We start from the raw sequence: 21,769 nt of genomic DNA on the forward strand, positions 1-21,769 counted from the left end.
GCCCTCGTGGCGAAGGTGGACCCCGGGGCGACCGCCGCGGCGGTCACCGGGGCGAGCGCCGCAACGACCGCCGCGGGGACAACCGCCGCGACCGCTTCGACTCCGCCCCGCACTAGGGGCTCCCCGGGTCCCGTCCCGCTCCGGCGGGGAGGGACCGGGCACGCAGAACAGGCAGGGCCCGTTCCCGGCAACAGCCGGGGGCGGGCCCTTCGCCTGTCCCAGTGGTGTTTTGCGCTCCTTTACCGCGCATTCGCGTGTTCCGGCCCGGCACCACGTGAGAGGGCGAGGACAGTTGCGGGAAACCCCGATTCCCGCACTCGGGACCGGCACGCCACCTGAAGGGGAATGCGTGAACGTCCTCAACGACCTGCTCGTGGGCCTCAACGACCTGTTCTGGAGCTTCCTGGTCATCCCGCTCCTGGTCGTTCTGACCCTCTACTTCACCGTGCGCAGCGGGTTCGTCCAGCTGCGGCTCCTCCCCGAGATGTTCCGCGTCCTGCGCAGCAGCCCCGGCGTGGCCCCTGACGGCGGACGGGAGATCTCCTCCTTCCAGGCCTTCGCGCTCTCGGCCGCCTCGCGCGTGGGCACCGGCAACATCGTGGGTGTGTCCCTGGCCATCATCCTGGGCGGGCCCGGCGCCGTGTTCTGGATGTGGGTCATGGCCGGCGTCCTGGGTGCGGCCGCTTTCGTCGAGTCCACGCTCGCCCAGCTCTACAAGGTACGCACCGCCACCGGGTTCCGTGGTGGGCCGGCCTACTACATGCTCTACGGCCTCAAGCGCCGCTGGATGGGTGTGCTCTTCGCCGTCGTCATCACCATCACCTTCAGCCTCGTCTTCAACTCGGTGCAGGCCAACAGCGTCGCGGGTGCGATCAGCACTTCCGTGGAGTACGCCGGGGGCAGCGGAGGGTTCTGGCTCAACGCCCTCATCGGGATCGGCCTGGCCCTGCTGACCGGCGCGGTCATCTTCGGAGGCGTGCGCCGCATCGCCACAGTGGCGCAGGGTCTGGTGCCCCTCATGGCGATCCTCTACATCCTGCTCGGCGTGGCCGTGGTCGTGCTCAACATCGAACAGGTCCCGCGGGTGCTGGGTGACATCTTCGGGCACGCCTTCGGGGTCCGCGAGTTCGCCGCCGGCGGTGTGGGCGCCGCGATCGTGCAGGGCATGCGCCGCGGCATGTTCTCCAACGAGGCCGGCCTGGGCTCCGCCCCCAACGCTGCTGCCACCGCATCGGTCTCCCACCCCGCCAAACAGGGCCTGGTGCAGTCGCTCGGCGTCTACTTCGACACCTGGCTCGTCTGCTCGGTGACCGCATTCATCGTGCTCATCAACGGTTCTGTCTACGACCCCGGAACCGACCAGGGCATCGTCGTCGCACAGGAGGCGCTGCAGGCCTCGCTGGGCGGATGGTCGCTGCACGCGCTGACGGTCATCATGTTCCTTCTGGCCTGGACCTCGGTCCTGGGCAACTACTACTACGGCGAGTCCAACCTGCAGTTCCTCGACGCCGAGCACCGCCACATGACCTACTTCCGGTACGCGGTCCTGGCGGCGGTCTTCATCGGCTGTGTGGCCCCGCTGACGGTGGTCTGGAGCCTGGCCGACATCTCCATGGGTGTGATGGCCACGGTCAACCTGGTCTCGCTCGCCCTGCTGTCCCCGATCGCGTTCCGCCTGCTGTCCGACTACAGCCGCCAACTCCGGTACGGGCTCGACCCGCAGTTCACACTGGCCAAGATGCCGGACCTGGAGAACGTCACGGCGTGGGGGCCGGTGCACGGCAACTTTCCAGACGACATCGACCGGAGTGAGGCCCTGGCACCCGGAGATCCGGCCGCCGAGGCCGACGAGGGGTCCTGGCGTGCCCTGGACACCGAGGTCGAGCGCGGCCACGACGGGGCCGAGGCCCTGCACCCCGAGGACACACCCGCTGCCGAGGACCTCGACGCTCCCGGGGACGGAGGGACCGCTTCCGGTGCCTCGCCCGCCGGGGCGTCCGCTGCGGGGGCCGAGACCGAGGAGACCGGGACCGGCGAAGAGCCGGGCGGGACCGGCCAGGACGAGGGCCGTGACGACGACGAGGGGACGGGCAGCACCGGAATCAGGTGACCCTTTCCACAGGCGGGTCGTGCGGGACGCAATCGAAAACCGTTTTCGGTACGATGCAGCGAGTTCCCGTACGACCCCCACGGAGTTCCGCCGTGTCCGACCGGACGTCAGCCGACGCCACACCCCCGTCCGCCCTGGGTGACAGCATCGCCCAGGGATGGAGCGACCGAGACGAACTGCCCCCGGCCGACTGGGGGCGCCGCACCAGCACCCGCAGAACCGGCACCGTCTGGCTGTTCGCGCTCATGATCACCGCGATGGCCATGGCCCATTCCTGGCTCACCGACGAGCTCACCGACCAGGCCTTCCTCGCCTGGGCCACCATCTTCACCGCCATCGCCTTCCAGGCCCTGCCGTTCCTGGTCTTCGGAGTGGCCCTGTCGGCGATGCTCACGGCCTTCGTGCCGGCCTCGGTGTACCGGAAGTTCATCCCGCAGAACGCGGGCCGGGCCGTCCCTGTCGCAGGAGCCTCCGGTGCCGTGCTGCCCGGCTGCGAGTGCGCGTCCGTGCCCATCGCCGGCAGCCTCATCAAACGCGGGGTCGCACCCGCTGCGGCGCTGACGTTCCTCCTGGCGGCGCCGTCGATCAACCCCATCGTCATGATCGCCACCGCCGTGGCCTTCGCCGGACAGCCCGAGATGGTGCTCGCCCGTTTCGTGGCCGGGCTCCTGGCCTCGGTCGTCATCGGATGGATCTGGGTGCGGTTCGGCAAGGCGGACTGGTTGCGGCTGCCCTCGCGCTCCCACACGCCAGGGGCCTCCCGCTGGCAGATCTTCCGCGAATCGATGCTGCACGACATCATGCACGCCGGCGGTTACCTTGTCGTCGGCGCCTTGGCCGCGGCCACCCTCAACGTCATGGTGCCGCGTGAGTGGCTGCTGGCCGTGGCCGAGGCCCCGATCATCTCGGTCCTGGTCCTGGCGCTGCTGGCGATCGTGTTGTCCATCTGCTCGGAGGCCGACGCCTTCGTCGCGGTCAGCCTCACCGACTTCTCGCCCACCGCCAAGCTCGCCTTCATGGTCATCGGCCCAATCGTGGACCTCAAGCTCATCGCCATGCAGGCGGGCGTCTTCGGGTGGCGTTTCGTGGCACGCTTCGCCCCGATCTGCCTCATCGTCGGGCTCGCCAGCACGTTCCTGATCGGAGGGCTGCTGCTGTGAACCGGATCGCCCAAGGGCTCACCCTCGTCCTGCTCGGCGCGGCCGCCCTCACCGCCACCGTCCCCACGAACCTCTACCTGAACTGGGTCAAGGCCGGTTTCGGCCCGTTCCTCGTCGCGGCCGGTGCCGTCACCGTGATCCTCGGTGTGCTCGTGATCGTCGCCGAACTGCGCGGCGAGAGCGGGGCCCTGGACCACAGTGAGGCCACGCCCGAGCACGCCCATGGTGCGCAGACGGACGGGGTGCCGACCGTGGACGGAGCGCGTGAGCGCGACCGCGCCGTGGCCGAGGAGTACGGTGACGGCGGGCACGACCACTCCCGCGCCCCCAAGGTCGCCTGGCTCCTGCTGCTGCCCGTGGTCGCCGTCTTCGTCATCGCCCCACCGGCGCTGGGCTCCTACACGGTGGAGTCGACCGGCGGATCCTCCGGCCCGCCGCCGGAGGAACAGACTTCCGACGGGTTCAAGGACGCCCTCACCGAGGCCGACGCGGGGGAGACCGTGTCCATGGCCGTTCAGGAGTTCGTCATGCGCGCCTGGATCGACGAGGGTCGGGAGATGGCAGGCCGCGACATCGAGCTCACCGGGTTCGCCGTGCCCGACGAGGAGGGGGAGGGCTGGTACCTGGCCCGCCTGCAGATGGCCTGCTGCGCTGCCGACGCCGTGGTCAACCGGGTCGAGATCGTCGACGACGGTCCCACCCCCGAGGCCGACACCTGGTGGACGGTGCGCGGGAGCTGGGTCGAACCCGAGGGCGAGCTCTCCGAAGTCAGCGACCACCAGTTCCGGGTCGAGGAACGCGAGGAGGTCACCGACCCGCCCGACCCCTACGAGTGAGTGAGCGGGCGGGCCTGCGTCCCTGCGGGGCCCGCCACACCGCCCCACGTTCCCCGGAACGTGGTTGCGCTGAGTGACAATGGGCGGGTGTCACAGGGGAACGAGCACGCCGGTCGGACGTGGGGGAGGATGCGCCCACGTTCGATCCGCGCGCGTGTCACCACGGGTGCAATTCTCGCGTTCGCCGTGATCTTGTGTGCGGTCCTGGTCGTGGGTGCGGTCCTGATCCGGGATCTGGCCCAGGAGCAGAACATCGACCGCGCCGACGCTGTCGCACGCGAGATGGCGGCGCATGTTGCTACTGAGCGTTATGGGAACACGATTCCGGTCTCGGAACCGATCACGCGGATGCAGGTCGTCGACCACGAGAGCGGTGAGGTTCTCGCGGCCAGCGACGCCCTGCGCGGCCTGGCCCCCATCACGGAGGAGGAACCCGCGGGCGACGATCGCCGCATCTCCACGCCGGTGTGCGGTGACATCGCCGGCGGGGGAGAGGGCGACTGTTTCCTGGTCGTCGGTTACGAGGTCCCGGACTCCGCCTACGGGGACGACGTCACGGTTCTGGCCGCGTCGCGTACCCCCGGGTTCCTGGCCACCAACGTGCTCGAGCTCGTGCTCGTGGGCGCCGCCGCCCTGCTGACCGTGGGAACCGGGCTCGTCATCTGGTACGGCGTGGGCCGGGCCCTGCGACCGGTTCGGGGCATCAGCTCCGAGATGGAGCACATCACCGCCAGTGACCTGCACCGCCGCCTTCCGGTCCCGAAGACCGGCGACGAGATCGCGGAGCTGGCCCGGACAGCCAACGAGAGCCTGGACCGCCTGGAGTCCTCCGTCACCCGCCAGCGCCGCTTCGTCTCCGACGCCTCCCACGAACTACGCAGCCCCATCACCGGTATGCGCACCAAGCTCGAGGTGGAGCTCTCCGATCCCGAGCCCGACCTGCGCGCCCGCGAACGCCTGCTGACCGGCCTGCTCTCGGACACCGAACGACTCGAGAACATCGTCAACGACCTCCTGGAGATGGCGCGATTGGAGACCGGTGGGCCCGCCCAGGTCGAACGCATCGATCTCGCCGAGGTGGTCGCAAGAGAGTTCGGCGACCACTGCCGCTGTCCCGCCCTGCGCACCCACACCCCCGAACCGGTCACCGTCCAGGTCAACCGGCTGCGTATCGTGCGGGTCCTGACCAACCTGGTCGCCAACGCCGAACGCCACATGGACAGCCGGATCGACGTCTACGTGCGCAAGGACGGCGACACCGCCGTGGTCGAGGTGCACGACGACGGTTCCGGCATCCCCGAGCAGGACCGCGAACGGGTCTTCGAACGCTTCTCCCGCCTCGCCGAGTCCAAGGAACGCGACCCCGGTGGCAGCGGTCTGGGCCTGCCCATCTCCCGCGAGATCGTGCAGGTCCACGGCGGAACGCTCACGGCCGGGAACAGCCTGCTGCTGGGTGGTGCGGTCTTCACCGTCCGCCTTCCCCTGGCGCCACCGGAGGACGAGCGCCGCTGAGGTGAGACGGCTCTCCGCACGGCCGATGCCGTCCGAACAGGTCCTACCCTGGGGCGGTGGACATCTGGGGCAAAGGCACGCGCGGGGAGTATCTGGTGAAGGCAGGGCTGGTGACCCTGTGGCTCGTCTTCTTCGTGTGGGCCGTCTTCCACGGCCCCAGCCTCGGCCAGATCCAGGACTGGGTGGACTCGGCCGCCCTGAGCGGGCCCCTGCTCTACGTGGGCCTGTACGTCGTAGCGGTCTTCGCGCTGCTGCCCCGACCGGCGCTCAACGTCGCCGGTGGCCTGCTCTTCGGTATGGGGCCGGGGCTGGTGCTGGCCACCGTGGGCGGCGTACTCTCCGCGTTCGTGCAGTTCCTCTTCGCCCGGCACGTGGCCGGCGAGGCGGTCGCGAGCCGGCTCCCCGAGGGCGTGCGCGGCAGGCTCGACGCACTGGCCGACCACCGCGGTCTGCTCGCCGCCATCCAGCTGCGGCTGATCCCGGTGATCCCGTACCAGGCCATCAACTACGGGTTCGGACTCACCCGTATCCGTACGTGGCACTTCGTGCTGGGCACGTTCGTGGGCAGTCTCCCGGTGACCGCCGCGTTCGTCCTGGTGGGCGCGGGCGGAGCCGACTACGGCAGGGCCGCCCCGNTGGGGTGGTGGCTCTGGTCCCGGTGCGGCAACGGCGCCCGGCGCGGGTCCTCGGCCCGGCCGGACGCCGTCTGAGCGCCGTGCTGAGAAACGGTCAGTTGAACAGCTCGACGTCGTCTGGATCGGGCCGGTCGAGGTCGAAGTCGGTGATCTCGCCGCCATCGCTGTCGGTGATCATCGGCTCCTGGAGCACATCGGGCTCCTCGCCCGCGTTGTGCTGGACGACCATCACACCGGAGTAACCGCTGTGGTCGTTCTCGGTGGCCATGAACGGCACCAGGCCCGGGCCCTCGAGGTCGTGCTCCTCCAGGGTCTGCAGGAGCGCCTCGCGGCCCAGGTCGGGGCCGGTCTCCATGAGCAGTTGGGCGAAGAGCACGGCCTGGACCATGCCGTACACGGTGGTGTCGGTGAATTCGGTCCCGGAGTTGTACTCGTCGTGGATCTCCTGGAAGAACTGCGTCCACGGATCGTCGGACTGCTCGACCATCGGTAGGAACGCCGTGATGATGAGCCCGTCCAGGAAGGCCTCCGGTGGGATGTTCTCGGCGGGGGTGCCCTCGGCGTGCTCCTCGATGAGCTCGGTGGCGACCGCGACGTCGCCGCTCCAGGACGGCGCCACCCACTGGGGCTCGTAACCGATGGCGGCGGCCTCGGTGACGGCCAGGGCGAGGTAGGCGGGCACACACGAGCAAACCGCGACGTCGGCGTCGGCGGCCTTGAGCTCGGCGACCTGTCCGGCGAGTTCCGGGACACCGGGGTCGTAGGACTCGTAGGCCACGATCTCGTCGATGAGGTACTGCTCTATGCCGGCGTGGGTGGAGGGGCCCACGTCGTCGTTCTGGTACAGCAGGCCGATGTCGTCCCCCGCGAAGTTCTCCGCCAGGTAGTCGCCCTGGATCTTGGCCTCCTTGGTGTAGTCCACCTGGAAGCCGTAGCTGTAGGGGTACACGGCCGGCTGGTCCCACTGCAGGGTGCCGGAAGAGACGAACAGGTCGGGGACGCCCTCGCTGTTGAGGTCGTCGATGACCGACTCGTGGGTGGGGGTGCCCAGACCGCCGAGCATCGCGAAGATCTCGTGTTCGTCCAGGAGGGTCTCGGTCGCCTCCATGGTCTGGGCGGGGTCGAAGGAGTCGTCCTGGACCTGGTAGTCGATACGGCGGCCGTGGANAGACGTTGCGGAAGCCGGGGGAGGCCGGGCCGGTCAGCGGTTGGTGGGTCCCGATGACCACGGCGTCGTCGGTGACGCCCTGGGTGTCGGTGTCGGTCTCCGAACCCCCGTTGCCCTCGCCACAGGCGGTGGCGAGGACCGCTACGGCCATCACTGTGGCCAAGAGTCTCAGTGGTCGCATGTGTTGTCCTGAACTCGGTCGTGCCTTCTCGGTGGGCGTGTGTGCCGCCCTGGGGGAAAAGGAAGTTACGTAGCTCGGGAGCGGGCGACAGGGGGACTCCTACTCTCCAGTACGTTACTGAAGGGTAAAGCACCGGTGCCCCTTCCGGGGCCACGGAGGTGGTTAGCCGTGGTCACGGAACGTCACTGGTGAGAGGTCGCCGGATCTCCGGGAACGCGTGACGGACCCTACCGCTCGGTATGTGCTGGTTCGTCCAGGTGGGGTGGCTCGGCCGGGGCTCCGGGCCGTGCGGCGGCGGTCCCCGGCGCGGCCTCCGTGCGCTCGTGCGTCCGGGGAGCGCCCAGGATCTTCCGTGCCAGCCGCGCGATCGCGTCCGCGGCCTGGTGGGCCACACCGTCACGCCGCCACACCAGGAGATGGCGCAACTGGATCGGCTCTCCCTCCAAGCGGCGCACGACCACGTCCTCCCCGCCGTCGAAGCCGGGACGGCACGGGGCGACCGCGCGCCCACTCGCGACCAGCTCGCGGATCTCCGCACGGTCGTGCAGCCGGAAGGGCACCTCCGGCGTGAACCCGGCGCGTCGGCAGGCCAGGTAGAAGCACTCCGGCCACCCGCTCCCGTCCGGGGGAGTGAGCGCCCAGAGGGCGCCCCGCAGATCAGCCAGCTCCACCACCGGCGCCCCGGCCGTGCGGTGGCCGGACGGCAGCGCCACGTGCAACGGTTCCACCGCGAGCATCGCCCAGGACAGCGGGCCGTCCGTGGACAGGTCGCGGTCCGCGTAGTCGATGGCCGTGCCCAGGTCCAGGCGCCCGGCCCGAACCAGGTCGACGACCAGCTTGGGGGAGTACTCGGTGCGTACATGGACCGGTGTGTTCGGGAAGACCTCTGGCAGGCGCGCCGACAGCTCCACGGTCAGGGGGCCCACACCCCCCACGCGCAGGGTCGCGGGTGAGGCGCCTCGGGCGCTGACGTCGTGCAGCAGGTCGTCCATCGACAGCAGGACCGACCTGGCGCGCACCAGTACGAACTCGCCGAGTTCGGTGGGTTCGACCCCGGCGCGCCCCCGATGGAACAGGCGCCCGCCCACTTCGCGCTCGATGCGTTGCAACTGCGTGGTCAGGGCCGGCTGCGACGTGGCCAGGGCCGCGGCGGCCTTGGTGACGCTGCCGGTGTCGGCGAGCAGGCAGAGGGTGCGGAGGTGCCGGAGTTCGAGGTCCATGCGTGGAATGTAGGACCACCGGGGCAGCCGTGTACAGACGTGCGTACCGTCGCTCAGGTGGCGGGGTGCCTCCCGTCCGGGCGTGCCCGTGGTGCGAGCCACCGGCCCGGATCACAGGTGCCGGTCGGGGTGGGATATGGTGCCGTCCGTCACCATGATGATTGGACGTCCTAGTAAAAGGGGCGGGGCCGGTACGACGATGGAGAGTACCCATGGCGGTCGAACGCGAACTGCACACACCCGAGGCGCGGCAGCTGCTCGAGCTGACCGGCGAACTCGTCGACAAGGAGCTCGCCCCGCGCGCCGCCCGCGACGAGGAGCACGGAACCTTCCCGCGCGAGGTCTTCACGACCCTCGGCGGGGCCGGCCTCCTCGGCCTGCCCTACCCGTCCGAGTACGGCGGCGGGGACCAGCCCTACGAGGTCTACCTCCAGGTCGTCGAGGAGCTCGCCCGCGGATGGCTCGCCGTCGGCCTGGGCGTGAGCGTGCACAGCCTCTCGGCCTACCCTGTCGCCGAGTTCGGCACGGACGAGCAGCGCGCCGCTTTCCTGCCCGACATGCTCGGCGGCAGCACCCTCGGCGCTTACTGCCTGTCCGAGACCACATCCGGATCGGACGCGGCCGCCATGACCACCCGCGCCGAGAACACCGGTGACGGTTACCTCGTCAACGGTGCCAAGGCCTGGATCACCCACGGCGGCCGGGCCGACCACTACATTATCTTCGCCCGCACCGGCGGCCCCGACTCCGGCGGCAAGGGCATCAGCTGCCTGCACGTGCCCGCCGGTACCCCCGGACTCTCCTCGGCCGCGCCCGAACGCAAGATGGGCATGAACTCCTCGCCCACCGCCGGGGTGCTCTTCGACGACGTGCGCCTGCCCGCCGACGCGCTCGTCGGCGAGGAGAACCGGGGGTTCGGCATCGCACTGTCGGCGCTCGACTCCGGCCGCCTGGGCATCGCCGCGTGCGCCGTGGGCCTGGCCCAGGCCGCGCTCGACACCGCCGTGTCCTACTCTCGGGAACGCCGCCAGTTCGGCAGCCCCATCGGCGACTTCCAGGGCTTGGGTTTCACGCTCGCCGACATGGCCACCCAGGTCGCCGCCTCCCGCGAGCTCTACCTGTCGGCCGCCCGCCTGCGCGACGCCGGACGCCCCTACGGCGAGCGCGCCGCCATGGCCAAACTCATGGCCACCGACACCGCCATGCGGGTGACCACCGATGCCGTGCAGGTGCTGGGCGGCTACGGCTAAACCCGCGACTTCCCCGTCGAGCGGTACATGCGCGAGGCCAAGGTCCTGCAGATCGTGGAGGGGACCAACCAGGTCCAGCGCCTGGTGATCTCCCGCCACCTCGCCCAGGACGGCTGAACCCGCTCAGGAACGCGCGGCCAGGAGCTCGGAGACCGTCTCCTGAGCCGTGCGCACCCGCAGATCCACGGGGCGGTCGGTGAGCACCGCGACGGCCGACCGGTACTCCTCCTCGCGTTCCAGGTCCGCCATCCACACCGGGCCGGGGGCTCCGCCACCCTCCCAGGAGACGAACTCGGCCGCCTCGTGGGGCGCGCTCACCGTCACCCGGCGCAGACCTCCCGACAGGCCCAGACCCGTCGCCTTGAGCAAGGCCTCCTTGCGAGCCCAGTAGCCGTAGAAGGCCCCCGTGCGCTCGGGCTCACCCAAGCCGGACCAAACCCGGTGCTCGGGTTCGGCCAGCGTGTATCCCGCCAGCCCGTCCAGGTCGCGGGCAGGGGCCACACGCTCCACGTCCACACCCACGGGGATGCCCTCGGTCACCGCCAGGGCCACCCACTCGCCCGAGTGGGTCACCGAGAACTCCCAGCCCTGTGCCGCTCCGATCGGGAACGGTTTGCCGTGCGGGTTCCGGTCGCGTTCGACACCCGCACGTTCCTTGTCCTCACAGGAACGGCAGTGCAGGTCGAAGGCGATGAACTCTGGAGGGCACCCGGACAGCTCCGCCAGGGTCAACCGCGTCATCGCCCGTCCCAGCAGATGCCGGTCGCGGTCGGCCTGGAACCGGAACCGTTCGTTGCGGGTGCGCTCGCCCTCGTCCAGCAGACGCACCAGCCGGCTGCTCGCCGCCGAGGTGTGCGCCCACCAGACCGTGGCCGTCAGTGGTGTCGGGGTGGGGTCGGGGCTCATGCCTCAATTGTGCATCCGAGTCGGGTCGTGTACGGGCGTGTGGGCCGGGCGCGAACAGGGAATTCGTTCGTTGACAGGTCAGCCCGTCCCCTGGGGAGGCCCCGATGTCCGTCGTCGTACTGTTCGGAGCAGGAGCGTTCATCGGCCTGGTGGCGCTCACCGCAGTGGTCCTGGTGACCCTCCTCCTCGAACGCCCCTCCGACCCCGAACACAGCCCGGACCAGGAAGGTTCCGTACTCTAGGAGCGCAAGCGGGCACGGAGGCCCACCGTGTCCGGACGCGACGAGAACGGGGAACCCACCAACGTGGCCGAGGAGAACCGACCGGCCTTCGCCGCCGTACGCCGCGAACGCATCCTCGAACTCGTCCGCGCACACGGGTCCGTGTCCCTGCGCGACCTCGCCGCCCAGGTGCACGCCTCCGAGGTGACCGTGCGCCGCGACGTGCGCGCCCTCGAGGCCGAGGGGCTCGTCGACCGGCGCCGCGGCGGTGTGGCCCTGCCCGGACGCATGGGGCACGAACAGAGCTACTCCGGCAAGAGCACCCAGTGCGCCACGGAGAAGGCCGCCATCGCCGCCACCGCCGCCCGGTTGGTGCGCCCCGGTGACGCCGTCACCCTCGGGCCCGGAAGCACTGCCGAGGCGCTGGCCCACGAACTCCTCCAGCACACCGAACTCACCGTCGTCACCAACGCCCTCCGCGTGGCCGATGTCCTGGCGACGGCCCCCGGGGTGCGCGTGGTCATGACCGGTGGAACCCTGCACGGCCCCATGCGCGCGCTCGTGGGTGCCGAGGCCCAGGCCACTCTTGCCGCGCTGCGCGTCAACCGGGCGTTCCTGTCCGGCAACGGGGTCAGCGCCGAGCGCGGCCTGAGCACCCCCGACCCGGCCGTGGCGGCCGTCGACCGCGCACTGTCGTCCTGCGCCGAGGAGACCGTCGTGCTCGCCGACCACACCAAGATCGGCGCCGACACCATGGTCCCCACCGTCGTCCCCGAGGAGATCGCCCACCTGGTCACCGACAACGGCGCCGACCCCGAGGTCCTCATGACCCTGGAGGACACCGGTGCCCTCGTCCACGTCGCGGTCGCCGTCGGTGAACGCGGCCACTGACCCCCTGTGTGTTCGGGCACCCGCGGCGGGAACGAACGCGTAACCTACGGGCCACGCCACTTGTGCAGTGGGGACCGCACGCGTGATGCTGTCCCTTCGCCCCAGGTCCGCCGAACGCGCCCAGGTGCCCCACCGCCCACGTCGTCCACCAGGCAGGAGCCGCCGCGCATGCCCGCACAGCCGACGCCCCAGCAACAGTTCCCCACCCGGCCGGTGCGTGTCACCCCCGAACCGGTGGCCCTCCCGGAACCCTGGTCCTCCTCGCGTGTCACCGTCGTCGTGCCCACTTTCGAGGAGGCGGAGAACCTGCCCAGGATCGTCGCCCAGCTCATGGCGCTGGACCTGCCGAACCTGCGCGTGGTCGTGGTCGACGACAACTCGCCCGACGGCACCGGTGAGATCGCCGACAAGCTCTCGGTCGAGCTCGGCGGCCCCGAACACGGGCGCCTGTCGGTCGTGCACCGCACCCACAAGGACGGCCTCGGCCGTGCCTACGTCGAGGGCATGACCCACGCCCTGGACCGCGGTGCCGACTACGTCGTGCAGATGGACGCCGACCTCAGCCACCCCGTCGGCTACGTGCCCCAGCTCCTGGGGGCTCTGCACTCCACCGGCGCCGGCGTGGTCATCGGCAGCCGCTACGTGCCCGGCGGAAGCCTGTCCGAACAGTGGGGTCTGCGCCGCCGCATGCTCAGCGGGTGGGCCAACGCCTACGTCAAGACCGTCCTGTCGATGCCGGTCCGCGACGTCACCGCCGGGTTCAAGATCTGGCGGGCCTCGGCGCTGCGTGTGCTCGACCTGCCCAGCATCGAGAGCACCGGGTACGCCTTCCAGGTCGAGATGCACTACCGCGCCTATCGCCGGGGCCAGAAGCTCGTCGAGATCCCCATCCACTTCGAGGACCGGGTCGAGGGCGAGAGCAAGCTGGACGCCGGAGTGGCTCTGGAGGCCGCGCTGCGCCCTCTTCGTCTGCGCCGGGCCGAGAACACCCGCCGCTGAGGCGCCCTCACCGCGCGCACCGGTGCCGCATTCCTTCACAATGCCGTGACCTGCTGCGATCATCGGTCGCAAGGAAAGGAGGGGCACCGTGAGCGAGCAACCGTACGACGTGGACGCCGACATGGGCGACGACCCGCAGGAGAGCGAGGTCGCCGAGGCCGAGAGCCGCATGGACGCCCCCGGCGACGACGCCGGTTATACCTTCGTCGAGGACGACACCTCCGAGGGCCGGGGTATCAGCGACGAGGTGCGCGACGAACGCGGCAACGCCCTCGCCCGCGAGGACTGGGACCTCGACGGAGAGGGCGCCGAGTCCGGGGCCGTCAACGAGGTCGACCCGGACCGCGAGGACGACTGGTAGGAACCCGTGCGGCGGGCGTCCGCCGTGGGGCGGGCCGCCCGGCCCCGGTCCTCACCGACCGTCCCCCGCCGCAGGGCCCTCCTCCTCGCCTCCGGCGCTCGACCCGGGGCACGACCTCATCGGCGGCCCCGACACCCCGCAGAAGAACGGTCCGTGCTCCTCGTTCTCCGGCTCCGCCACCGGGGCCTCCTCCGGGGCGGTGCCCCGCTCGGCCGCTTCCCGTGCCTCGGGCATCCGCCCTCGCGGCAGCGCCACCGCACACAGCGCCGCCACCACCGCCAGGCCCGCCAGGATCAGCATCGCCGGACCGAACCCCTGCGCCAGCGCGCTCGCACCCGCCTGCCCTCCCGAACCGCCCCCGATCCCCGCCAGAGCCGGGACCGCGGCCACACCGATCATCTGAGCGCCGCGCGCGAACGTGTTGTTGACGCCCGAGGCCAGACCTGCGTGCCGCTGGGCCGCCGAGGCCAGCACCGTCGCCGACATGCCCATCGCCACCAGCAGGATCCCGGGGAAGACGTCCACCAGGTACCCGGGGTCGGTCGGCATCCGCGACAGGTACACCAGGCCCGCCGCGAGCAGCAGTGGGCCGCCGATCAACTGCGGACGGGGCCCGATCTTGGAGGCCAGGTCGCCCGAGCGCGCAGACAGCAGCAACATCAGCACCGTCAGCGGCAACGAGGCCGCACCGGCTGCGACCGGCGAGAAGCCGCCGACCTCCTGCAGGTGGATCACCAGGAGGAACAGCAGCGTTCCCAGAGCCGCGTAGATCATCACCGTGGCCGCGTTGGTGACACTGAACGGCACCGAACGGAAGATGCTCGGAGGCAGCATCGGTGCACGCCTGCGGGCCTCCACCACGAGGAACACCACGAGCGCGACCACACCGACGCCGGCACCCACGAGCACAGCGGGGGTGGCCCCGACGGCGCCCCACTGGATCAGCGCGTAGGTGATGCCGCCCAGGGCCACCACACCCAGGAGCGCGCCGCCGTAGTCCAGGTTCTGCGGCGCCGACGGGTCACGGGACTCGGGCACCTTGAACCACGCGATCGCCAGCACGACCGCCGCCAAGGGGAGGTTGATGAGGAAGATCAGCCGCCAGTCGCCGATCTGCACCAGCCAGCCGCCCACGAACGGGCCCACCGCGGAGGCCACACCCGTCAGCCCCGACCACGCACCGATCGCCCGCGCCCGGTCGTCCTCGCGGAAACCCGCCTGCAGGATCGCCAGACTGCCCGGCGTGAGCAGAGCACCGCCCACACCCTGGGCCACGCGCCCGGCCACCAGCAGTTCCAGGGTCGGGGCCATCGAACACAGCGCGGAGGCGACCGCGAAGACCGCGATGCCGGCCATGAACAGCCGCACGCGGCCGAACCGGTCGGCCAGCGAACCGCTCAGCAGGATCAAGGACGACAGGGTGATCATGTACCCGTTGACGATCCACTGCTGGCCCGCCAACCCGGTGTCGAGTTCCTGCTCGATGGCGGGCAGGGCCACGGTCACCACGGTCGAGTCCAGGAACGCCATCCCCGAACCCAGGACCGTCGCCGCCAGCATCCACCGCGCCGCCGGTGTGCCCCAAGAGACCCCGGCCGACGAGACCGGGGTCGAAGCCGAACCACTCACACGCTCCACCCCCGACCCACGGTACGGCGGGGGGGNTCGACCGTCATTCCCCGGCGAGCGAGCCGGTGATCGAGGTCCTGGCCGCGCGGCGTGCCGGCATGATCGAGGCCAGCAGCCCGGCCACCACCGCGATCGCCACGAACACACCGATCTGGGCGAAGGGCACGGTCAGGATCAGGTCGGGCAGGACCGAGGCGGCGCCCGCCCACCCGAAGACCACACCCAGCGTGATACCGATGAGCGCGCCGATCAGGCACAGGAGCACCGCTTCCACGCCCAGCATCCGCCTCAGCTGGGCCCGGGTCAGCCCCAGGGCCCGCAGCAGCGCCGACTCGCGGGTGCGCTCCAGCACCGACAGCGCCATCGTGTTGGAGATCCCGAAGACAGCGATGAGGATCGCCAGCGCCAGCATCGCCGCGATCGTGTAGAAGGCGATGTCGAGCACCTGGGAGAACTGGTTCTTCATCTCGGCCATCGACGCGACCTGCACGGTCGGGTGGTCGTCGACGGCGTCGTGCACCGCGTTGCGCAGCTCCGAAGGGTCGGCCCCCGAGGCGCCCCGCACGTAGAGCATGTCGTCACCGGTGTGGCCCGGGAAGGCCTGCTCGAAGTCCTGCGGGTCCACGACCACACCGCGGATCTGGCCGGTCCCCTCGGTGACCGCGGCGACCTCCAGATCGAGGGCGCCGTCCTCGGTGGGCAGCGTGTAGGTGTCGCCTGCGGTGAGCCCGTCGGCGTAGTCCTCCGAGAGCGTCGCCCGCCCGGGCCCCATGTCCTCCAGGTCACCGCTGACCAGGTCGGAAGGCATGTCGGTGGCCAGGTCGGTGTCGGTGTAGGTGTTCACCATCAGGTTCACCGGGCCCCCGGGGCCGTCGGCGCTCCCCTCGTTCTCGACGAAGTCGGTGCGCTGGCCCATGACCTGGTCGATCTCCGGGGCCGAGGCCAGCGCGGACCGCACGCTCTCGGGCACCGTCTCGGCGTCCGGCACCTCGGCGCCGGCGTCCCCGTCCTCGTCGGCGGGTTCCTCCGCCGGTTCCCCGCCGGTCGGCTCATCCATCGCGAACTGTGGGCTGAGCTGGTAGTCGACCGGGAACTGCTCCTCGAACACGGCGTTCATCGTCGACTCGGTCGAGGCGCTGACCACCGAGTATCCCGTGATGAGGGTGGCGCCCACGGTCAGCGCGATCATCGCGGTGGCAGCCCGCTTCGGGTTCCGGGTGGAGTTGTCCACCGCCAGCATGCTCGCCACCCCGGTACGCCGCAGGCCCAGGCCGGCCACGTGCACCACCCCTCGAACCAGCAACGGGCCGAGCACGACCACACCGACGAACGCTGTCAGCGCTGCCGCGGTCACGATCACCATGTCGGCCTCGGAGGTCCCGCCCGTGCGGCTCAGCCCGACCATCGCAGCGGAGGCGGCGAAGGCGGCCAGCCCGGCCGCGGTACGCAGCCGGCCGGTACGCCTGTCCAGGCCCGCCGACGTGGCGCTGGTACGCAGCGCCGCCAGCGGGCTCACCCGGGTGGCCCGCAGCGCCGGGACCAGGGCGGAGACCACCGTGACGACAGTGCCCACAGCCAGTCCGGAGACGACGGCGGCCGGGGTGATGACGAGGTCGACCGGTCCGCCGGCGCCGCTTGCCGACAAGTCACTGCCGAAGCGTGCGCCCAGCATGCCGATACCGATGCCGGCGAGCACACCCAGGGCGGAGGAGACCAGACCGACCACCGTCGACTCGGCCAGTACCGACCCGAACACCTGGCTGCGTTTGGCGCCCACGCAGCGCAGCAGCGCCATCTCGCGCTGGCGCTGGGCTATGACGATCGCGAAGGTGTTGTAGATGACGATCGCGGCCACGAACATGGCGATGAACGCGAACAGCAGAAGGGCGACGCGCATCACCGCGGTGTCGGCGCCGGCCTCCTGGGCCATGTCCAGCCCGAACTGCTCGCCGGTGCGCACGTCGGCGTCACCGCTCACGACGGCGGCGATGGCGTCGGCCGCCTCCTGGTCGGTGTGGCCCTCGGCGGCGAGGGCGTCGATCTCCACGTAACCGGAGGCGCCGGTCATCTCCTCGGCCGTGTCGCGGTCCAGGATCATCGCCCCGCCCATCGTGTAGGAGGGGTCGATCCCGAGCTCGACCAGCCCGGTCACGGTGAACTCGCGCTCCTCCTGGTCGGGGTCGAGCACGGTCACCGTGTCGCCGGTACCGAACCCGGCCTCGTCGGCGGTGGAGGTGGCCAGCGCGATCTCGTCGCCGCCCGAGGGGAGTGTGCCCTCCGAGGCGTCGAACCGGCTGACCTCACCCAGCGAGAGGGCGGCAGGGGGCGTCATCCCGAAGGCACGCCCATCGGAGTCCAGGAGGACGGCCTGGCCCTCGACCCGGCCGTCGGCGTCGGCGACCTCGTCCAGGTCCCGGACGCGTTCCAGGTCGTCCTCGCCGAACACGGCGGGCGGCGGCGGCCCGGCCTCGGGGTCGAAGTCCGGTTCCTCGGGCTCGGCGATCGCGTCGACGCTGGTGGCCGACCCCATCACCGAGGACTCGTAGTCGGAGTCGAGGGTGTCGGCGAAGACCATCGTGCCGGTCACGAACATCACGCCCAGCAGGATCGCCAGGGCCGTGGTGACGTAGCGGGACGTGTGCAGTCGCAGCCCCGCGAGTGTGGTGCGCAGCATCGGTTCAGGCCTCTTCCAGCTTCAGCAGACGGGACGAGACCAGCTCCGCGGTCGGCTCGGTGACCTCGTCGACGACCGAACCGTCGCGCAGGAACACCACCCGGTCGGCGTAGGAGGCCGCCACCGGGTCGTGGGTGACCATGACGACGGTCTGCTGCAGGTCGCGGGCGGAGTCGCGAAGGAACCGCAGGACCTCCGCCCCCGAACGGGAGTCGAGGTTGCCCGTGGGCTCGTCCGCGTAGACCACTTCGGGGGCGTTGAGCAGGGCCCGGGCCACGGCCACCCGCTGCTGCTGGCCGCCGGAGAGCTTGGCCGGCAGGTGGTCGAGGCGGTCGCGCAGCCCCACGACCTCCACGATGTGCTCGAAGCGCTCCCGGTCCACGCTGCGGCGGGCGATCTGCGAGGGCAGCAGGATGTTCTGCTCGGCTGTGAGCATCGGCAGCAGGTTGAAGGACTGGAAGATGAAACCGATGCGGTCGCGCCGCAGGAGGGTCAGGTCCCGGTCGCGCAGACCGGTGATCGGGGTCCTGCCCAGGTGCACGGTGCCGGACGTGGGGGCATCGAGCCCGGCCAGGCAGTGCATGAGCGTGGACTTGCCCGACCCGGAGGGGCCCATGATCGCGGTGAAGGCGCCGCGGTGGAAGTCCACGTCCACCCCGGCCAGGGCGTGCACCTGGCTGCCTCCGGTCTCGAAGGTCTTGACGAGCCCCCGCGCGACGACGACCGGTGGTGACTGCGTTCGGGCCTGCGGGTGGACGGTGGATTCGGACACGGGTGTCTCCTGGTCTGGTGGTGGTCTGGCCCGCCGGGGCCGTCCCGTCGGGGGCGTGCCTGCGGCGGTACGTTCCACGCTAGGAAGACCGGGCACTGCGCCACATCCACCGCGGGAGCGATCCTGGAGGCGGCGAAAGACCGAGCCGGGGCAGGGGTTCATGTCCCCTGAGTGGGTGACCACCCCCGACGAAAGTCGGTGGTCGGCGGGTCCGGGGCGGGCCCGAGGCGGGATAAACCCTCTCCGACCTGCACGGATGCCGGGTCGTCCGAAAGGAGGGGGTGCTTTCGGGGCCCGGATCGCCCCTGCGCACACGCTCGTAGACTCCCCACCATGACATTCAGGAGACGGGGGAGGGGCCGGCCGGCCGCGCTGGTCCGACGCGTGTGGCACTGGTGCTGGAGGCACCGGGCGCGAATGGCCGACTGGCTCTTCGCGCTCCTGCCGCTGCCCTTCGTGCTCCTCTTCCAGGTGCTGGTCGCCTTTGCGCCGATGCTGGGCTTGGTGGGAGGGCACCTGCAGGAACCGGATATCGGCGGGACGCGCGAGGACCTGACGTCCACGCAGCTCATGGCCGGGATGGCGCTCTACGCCCTGCCCGGGGTCTTGGTGATGGGCCTGATGCTCGTCCGCCGCAGCCACCCTCACCTGCTCCTGGCAGCTACAGGGTTGTTCCTGCTGCTGACCGGGAACCCCTTCCCGGCGGGGCTTGCCCTGTACAGCTACGCGGGCCACTTCGCGAACCGCAGGGCCCTGGCCGTGTGGTTCGGGCTGCACACGGCGGTGCTGCTGGTTTCCCACTGGGGCTACCCGCCTGGCACGGTCGCGTTCTTGTGGGTGATGTTCCTGGTAGTTCCCACCCTTCTGGGACTGTGGGTGGGCACCCGTCGCCAGCTCGTGTACCGCCTTCAGGAACGCGCCGCCCGCCTCGAACGCGAGCAGCACCTCATGGCCGAGCAGGCGATCACCGGCGAACGCACACGCATCGCCCGTGAGATGCACGACGTGGTCGCCCACCGCGTCAGCCTCATGGTCCTGCACGCCGGGGGACTGGAGGTATCCACCCAGGACCCGCACTCCGTGGAGACCGCAGGCCTGATCCGCACGACCGGACGCGAGGCGCTGGCCGAACTGCGCGGGATCCTGGGGGTCCTGCGTGACGGGGAGACCGACACCGCGCCCACCGCACCCCAGCCCGTGCTGTCCGACCTCGACCGCCTGTTCGAGGAGTGGCGCGACGCAGGCATGGACCTGCGTCGGGAGGACACCGGCGACACGCACACGCCGGTGCCGCAGGCCGCGCAGCGCACCGCCTACCGGGTCGTCCAGGAAGGGCTGACCAACGTCGCAAAGCACGCCACCGGCGCGCGGGTCACCGTGCACCTGCACCGCGGAAATGACCGGATCGAGGCCGAGGTCGCCAACACCCCCGCGCCCGCACCTGCCGATCCGCCACCCGGAAGCGGTTACGGCCTGGCCGGGCTGGGCGAACGCCTCACCCTGGCCGGGGGCTCCCTCTCGGCGGGGCCCTGCCCCGACGGAGGATGGCGGATGCGCGCTATCGTTCCCACCGACCGGCCCGACACCGAGGAAGGGGACGCAGACGGTGATCCGCACGCTCCTGGTCGATGACGAACTCCTGGTCAGGTCCGGGCTGCGGATGATCCTGGACTCGGCCCCCGATGTCGAGGTCGTGGGGGAGGGGGGTGACGGCGACGAGGCCGTCTCCCTGGCCCGCGAGCTCGAACCGGACGTGATCCTGCTCGACATCCGCATGCCCGGCGCCGACGGCCTCACCGCCGCGGGCGATCTGGCTGCCCTGCCGAACCCTCCGCGGGTGGTGCTGCTGACCACCTTCGACCTCGACGAGTACGTGCACGCCGCCCTCCGTGCCGGTGCGGTCGGGTTCCTGCTCAAGGACACCCCGCCCCGAGACCTGGTCGAGGCGGTGCGAACCGTCCATGAGGGCAATGCCATGCTCTCGCCCAGCGTCACCCGGCGGATGCTCGAACGCTTCGCCGCGCCGGCCCCCGCGGACTCGGCCGCGGGACGGGTGGAGGCGCAGGAGCGGCTGTCGGTGCTCAGTGAACGCGAACGTGCGGTGCTGGTCTCCGTCGCCGAGGGCAGTTCCAACGCCGAGGCCGGCCGGGCGCTGGGCATGCGCGAGGCCACCGTGAAGGCGCACGTGAGCCGGATCCTGTCCAAACTGGGCATGTCCAACCGGGTCCAGGCGGCCATCCTCGCGCACGACGCCGGGTGGGCCTGACCCGCACACGGTTGCGCCCGCACGCGAGAGTGGTGTGCCTCACGCGGTACCCCTGACGTGGCCGGATGTCCGTGTCCGCAGGGGCGTCGGGCCCCCGGCCCACCGGGCCCCGGTTGGGTTTACCGGCGAGTAGCTCGGTACGCTGCTTGGCGATCCGGACCCCCGAACCCACGTCGCCCCGCCCCGACCGGGCCGCGACAGAATGAGGTGCCCAACTATGTCTCGCTCGGTACTGGTCACCGGCGGCAACCGCGGGATCGGCCTGGCCATCGCCCGCGAACTCGCTGAAGCGGGCGACAAGGTCGCCATCACCCACCGCTCCGGCGAACCGCCCGAGGGCCTGTTCGGCGTGCGGTGCGACATCACCGACACCGCCCAGGTCGACGCCGCCTTCAAGGAGGTGGAGGAGCACCAGGGCCCCGTCGAGGTGCTCGTGGCCAACGCCGGGATGAACAAGGACCAGCTCCTCGCCCTGATGAGCGAGGACGACTTCTCCTCGGTCCTGGACACCAACCTCACCGGCTCCTTCCGCGTCGCCAAGCGTGCTGTGCGCGGCATGATGCGCAAGCGTTCCGGCCGCATCGTGCTCATCTCCTCGGTCGTGGGCCTGCTCGGTTCCGGCGGCCAGGCCAACTACGCCGCGTCCAAGGCCGGCCTGGTCGGCTTCGCCCGCTCGCTGTCCCGTGAGCTCGGCTCGCGCGACATCACCGTCAACGTCGTCGCCCCCGGCTTCATCACCACCGACATGACCGACGAACTGCCCGAGGACCGGCAGAACGAGATCAAGAAGAACGTGCCGCTCGGCCGCTTCGGCGCCCCCGAGGACATCGCGCGCACCGTCGGGTTCCTCGCCGGCCCCGGCGGCTCCTACATCACCGGCGCGGTCATCCCCGTCGACGGCGGTCTCGGCATGGGCCACTAGAGACAGCGCACGGGCCCCGCTGCGGCGGGCCCGCAGAGGACCCGCGAGGCGCGCCG

Annotated in this window: 17 protein-coding genes and 2 pseudogenes; 13 read left to right on the forward strand and 6 right to left on the reverse strand. The window is 70.9% G+C overall.

Annotated features, from left to right (window positions below; all coding sequences use genetic code 11):
• The first annotated feature begins 349 nt into the window (after positions 1 to 349).
• The 5 genes from D474_RS0109250 (at position 350) to D474_RS0109270 (ending at position 6,328) form a co-directional block, all read left to right on the forward strand.
• Positions 350 to 2,110 (forward strand): alanine/glycine:cation symporter family protein, encoded by a 1,761-nt coding sequence (locus D474_RS0109250; protein ID WP_017613298.1) that lies wholly within the window; start codon positions 350 to 352, stop codon positions 2,108 to 2,110.
• Positions 2,111 to 2,202: 92 nt separating this feature from the next.
• On the forward strand, positions 2,203 to 3,270 hold the full coding sequence (locus D474_RS0109255; protein WP_017613299.1) for a permease: 1,068 nt from the start codon (positions 2,203 to 2,205) through the stop codon (positions 3,268 to 3,270).
• Positions 3,267 to 4,106, forward strand: a complete 840-nt coding sequence (locus D474_RS0109260; protein ID WP_017613300.1) for a TIGR03943 family putative permease subunit — start codon at positions 3,267 to 3,269, stop codon at positions 4,104 to 4,106. Before D474_RS0109255 ends, D474_RS0109260 begins: the two co-directional genes overlap by 4 nt.
• Before the next feature lie 129 nt (positions 4,107 to 4,235).
• A complete protein-coding gene (locus D474_RS0109265; RefSeq protein ID WP_017613301.1) occupies positions 4,236 to 5,618 on the forward strand; it encodes a sensor histidine kinase in 1,383 nt (460 codons plus the stop codon).
• A 218-nt stretch (positions 5,619 to 5,836) separates the two neighbouring features.
• The gene (locus D474_RS0109270; RefSeq protein WP_449289347.1) at positions 5,837 to 6,328 is read left to right on the forward strand and encodes a TVP38/TMEM64 family protein; all 492 of its coding nucleotides are present in this window, start codon (positions 5,837 to 5,839) and stop codon (positions 6,326 to 6,328) included.
• Positions 6,329 to 6,347: 19 nt separating this feature from the next.
• Here the strand turns inward: D474_RS0109270 and D474_RS0109275 are convergent.
• Both D474_RS0109275 and D474_RS0109280 read right to left on the reverse strand, forming a co-directional pair.
• A pseudogene (locus D474_RS0109275) lies at positions 6,348 to 7,602 on the reverse strand (ABC transporter substrate-binding protein).
• Positions 7,603 to 7,829: 227 nt separating this feature from the next.
• The gene (locus D474_RS0109280; protein ID WP_017613304.1) at positions 7,830 to 8,822 is read right to left on the reverse strand and encodes a LysR family transcriptional regulator; all 993 of its coding nucleotides are present in this window, start codon (positions 8,820 to 8,822) and stop codon (positions 7,830 to 7,832) included.
• A gap of 212 nt (positions 8,823 to 9,034) precedes the next feature.
• Between D474_RS0109280 and D474_RS28115 the strand changes: the two are divergent.
• Positions 9,035 to 10,189 (forward strand): annotated as a pseudogene (locus D474_RS28115) (acyl-CoA dehydrogenase family protein).
• Between the two features lie 6 nt (positions 10,190 to 10,195).
• On the opposite strand, the gene D474_RS0109290 reads toward D474_RS28115, so the two are convergent.
• Entirely contained in the window at positions 10,196 to 10,978 is a 783-nt protein-coding gene (locus D474_RS0109290) for a 4'-phosphopantetheinyl transferase family protein (protein ID WP_017613307.1), read from the reverse strand.
• A 104-nt stretch (positions 10,979 to 11,082) separates the two neighbouring features.
• Between D474_RS0109290 and D474_RS32635 the strand changes: the two genes are divergently transcribed.
• From D474_RS32635 to D474_RS0109310, 4 genes are all read left to right on the forward strand, one after another.
• Positions 11,083 to 11,220 (forward strand): hypothetical protein, encoded by a 138-nt coding sequence (locus D474_RS32635; protein WP_017613308.1) that lies wholly within the window; start codon positions 11,083 to 11,085, stop codon positions 11,218 to 11,220.
• 63 nt (positions 11,221 to 11,283) lie between these two features.
• Positions 11,284 to 12,090, forward strand: coding sequence for a DeoR/GlpR family DNA-binding transcription regulator (locus D474_RS0109300; protein ID WP_026118323.1), 807 nt, complete (start codon positions 11,284 to 11,286; stop codon positions 12,088 to 12,090).
• Positions 12,091 to 12,258: 168 nt separating this feature from the next.
• Complete coding sequence (locus D474_RS0109305; RefSeq protein ID WP_017613310.1) at positions 12,259 to 13,089, forward strand: polyprenol monophosphomannose synthase; 831 nt, start codon at positions 12,259 to 12,261, stop codon at positions 13,087 to 13,089.
• 88 nt (positions 13,090 to 13,177) lie between these two features.
• Positions 13,178 to 13,450, forward strand: a complete 273-nt coding sequence (locus tag D474_RS0109310) for a hypothetical protein (protein WP_017613311.1) — start codon at positions 13,178 to 13,180, stop codon at positions 13,448 to 13,450.
• A 51-nt stretch (positions 13,451 to 13,501) separates the two neighbouring features.
• Here the strand turns inward: D474_RS0109310 and D474_RS0109315 are convergent, their stop codons facing one another.
• The 3 genes from D474_RS0109315 to D474_RS0109325 form a co-directional block, all read right to left on the reverse strand.
• Positions 13,502 to 15,079, reverse strand: coding sequence for an MFS transporter (locus tag D474_RS0109315; protein WP_026118324.1), 1,578 nt, complete (start codon positions 15,077 to 15,079; stop codon positions 13,502 to 13,504).
• 43 nt (positions 15,080 to 15,122) lie between these two features.
• Positions 15,123 to 17,753 carry an ABC transporter permease gene (locus D474_RS0109320; protein ID WP_017613313.1) on the reverse strand — a complete coding sequence of 877 codons (2,631 nt, stop codon included), beginning with the start codon at positions 17,751 to 17,753 and terminating at the stop codon, positions 15,123 to 15,125.
• A 4-nt stretch (positions 17,754 to 17,757) separates the two neighbouring features.
• A complete protein-coding gene (locus D474_RS0109325; RefSeq protein ID WP_017613314.1) occupies positions 17,758 to 18,525 on the reverse strand; it encodes an ABC transporter ATP-binding protein in 768 nt (255 codons plus the stop codon).
• A gap of 333 nt (positions 18,526 to 18,858) precedes the next feature.
• Here D474_RS0109325 and D474_RS0109330 point away from each other — a divergent pair, with 333 nt between their 5' ends.
• The 3 genes from D474_RS0109330 (at position 18,859) to fabG (ending at position 21,713) form a co-directional block, all read left to right on the forward strand.
• Positions 18,859 to 20,157 (forward strand): sensor histidine kinase, encoded by a 1,299-nt coding sequence (locus tag D474_RS0109330; RefSeq protein ID WP_026118325.1) that lies wholly within the window; start codon positions 18,859 to 18,861, stop codon positions 20,155 to 20,157.
• The gene (locus D474_RS0109335; protein WP_017613316.1) at positions 20,132 to 20,791 is read left to right on the forward strand and encodes a response regulator; all 660 of its coding nucleotides are present in this window, start codon (positions 20,132 to 20,134) and stop codon (positions 20,789 to 20,791) included. Before D474_RS0109330 ends, D474_RS0109335 begins: the two co-directional genes overlap by 26 nt.
• A gap of 217 nt (positions 20,792 to 21,008) precedes the next feature.
• Positions 21,009 to 21,713 carry a beta-ketoacyl-ACP reductase gene (gene fabG / locus D474_RS0109340; protein ID WP_017613317.1) on the forward strand — a complete coding sequence of 235 codons (705 nt, stop codon included), beginning with the start codon at positions 21,009 to 21,011 and terminating at the stop codon, positions 21,711 to 21,713.
• Positions 21,714 to 21,769: the final 56 nt, after the last annotated feature.

It is taken from the genome of Nocardiopsis salina YIM 90010 (assembly GCF_000341025.1).
Taxonomy (GTDB): Bacteria; Actinomycetota; Actinomycetes; order Streptosporangiales; family Streptosporangiaceae; genus Nocardiopsis; species Nocardiopsis salina.

Bases quoted from the DNA above. Each gene is read 5' to 3' on its own strand.
- D474_RS0109305 (WP_017613310.1), top strand. From the start codon at position 12,259: ATGCCCGCACAGCCGACGCCCCAGCAACAGTTCCCCACCCGGCCGGTG.
- D474_RS32635 (WP_017613308.1), top strand. From the start codon at position 11,083: ATGTCCGTCGTCGTACTGTTCGGAGCAGGAGCGTTCATCGGCCTGGTG.
- D474_RS0109320 (WP_017613313.1), bottom strand. From the start codon at position 17,753: ATGCTGCGCACCACACTCGCGGGGCTGCGACTGCACACGTCCCGCTAC.
- D474_RS0109265 (WP_017613301.1), top strand. From the start codon at position 4,236: ATGCGCCCACGTTCGATCCGCGCGCGTGTCACCACGGGTGCAATTCTC.
- D474_RS0109330 (WP_026118325.1), top strand. From the start codon at position 18,859: ATGACATTCAGGAGACGGGGGAGGGGCCGGCCGGCCGCGCTGGTCCGA.
- D474_RS0109280 (WP_017613304.1), bottom strand. From the start codon at position 8,822: ATGGACCTCGAACTCCGGCACCTCCGCACCCTCTGCCTGCTCGCCGAC.
- D474_RS0109290 (WP_017613307.1), bottom strand. From the start codon at position 10,978: ATGAGCCCCGACCCCACCCCGACACCACTGACGGCCACGGTCTGGTGG.
- fabG (WP_017613317.1), top strand. From the start codon at position 21,009: ATGTCTCGCTCGGTACTGGTCACCGGCGGCAACCGCGGGATCGGCCTG.